The sequence below is a fragment of the Flavobacterium artemisiae genome, assembly GCF_042678225.1.
GTDB classification, from domain to species: Bacteria; Bacteroidota; Bacteroidia; order Flavobacteriales; family Flavobacteriaceae; genus Flavobacterium; species Flavobacterium artemisiae.
The window spans coordinates 1-1,319 of record NZ_JBHUDZ010000020.1 but is presented as its reverse complement, the minus strand read 5'-3'; the positions used below and the strand labels follow the sequence as shown (position 1 = coordinate 1,319).

Here is a 1,319-nt window from a genome sequence, read left to right as displayed (position 1 = left end):
GGTAGTATACCGTTTGCAGCAGTAATGATAATGCTTCCGTCGATTCCTCCTATACATCTAACATTTGATTGTGTAAATGTAGCTGTTGGAGTTGTCGTAGGCGTAACTACAACTGGCATAGAAACCGCCTGACATCCCTGGCTGTCTGATACTCTGAAAGTGTATGTTCCAGGAGCAGTCGCATTATAAGGCGATGTTGCTGGGAAATATCCTCCTCCTTCAAAATCAACCTCAAAATTATTGTATGTAAGAGTTCCTTGAGTCGCAAGTAAAGTAATTACTGCTGCTCCTGTACAAGTTAGATCTTGTGTCAAAGTAGCTTGCAACAACAATTCCTGATTCAATGTATAATTAGTCGATACAATACATCCGTTTCCGTCTTTAATATAGAATGTGTAGTCTCCTGGCGCATTCAATACAAAGTCTGGACTTGACTGATATTGGTTTCCGATACTGAACATTGGTGTACCAACATACGTTCCAGTAATTGTAATATTTACCGGACCTCCAGTGTAGCAGTATGGTGTTGCTGATGGAGTAATTGTAGGCGGTGCATCTGAACCAACTGCAATATCTAGTTTAGTTACACAATTATTAGCGTCAATTACATAAGCATCCCAATTTGGCGTAGCTGGATTTAAAACTGCACTAGCAAAAATATTATAGCCTGCTGGATTTGGTGTAACTCCATCTGCCACAAACTGATATCTGTAGTTTGGTGTTCCGCCTGCAGCTGCAACTGTAACTCTTGCTCCAAAGTTACAATTTGCGTTAACATTGCTCACCAAATTAAGTGCCAATGCTGTAGGCTGTGTAACTGTAACTGTAGCAAACGCTGTACAGCCTGTTGTTGTATCTGTAACCGTTACAGTATAATTTCCTGGAACTAATCCAGTAACATTAACTGTATTTCCTGTCTGCGTTAATGTTCCTATACCTGCTGTTAATGCAGCTGTATAACCTGTTCCGAAGTTTGCAACTGTAAAGCGTACTGCTCCGTTTGCATTTCCGATACAATCAACATTATTAACCAATTGACCTGCAATTGTAATGTTTGTTACAGGTAAAACTGTATATGACTCCTGATAAGTACATCCGTTAGCGTCTGTTACTTGGAATAAATAAGTATCTGGACTTAATCCCGCAAATGATGCAGCAGGTTGTTTTGGTCTTGTAATAGGAGATAGAATCTCGTATTGAAGCGAACCAACTCCATTCTGTACATTACTGATTGTAACTGTACTTGTTGTATTTGCCGCTGGAGCACAATAAATCGGTGTTCCTGCGATATCCATATCCGTAGGAGCGTTTAACGCTGG

General features: G+C 40.2%; 1 protein-coding gene. It reads right to left on the bottom strand.

Going from position 1 to position 1,319, the window contains the following annotated elements; genetic code table 11:
• Positions 1-1,319, bottom strand: a 1,319-nt coding sequence (locus ACFSC2_RS25070; protein ID WP_379817702.1) for a hypothetical protein, incomplete at both ends; no start/stop codon positions are given.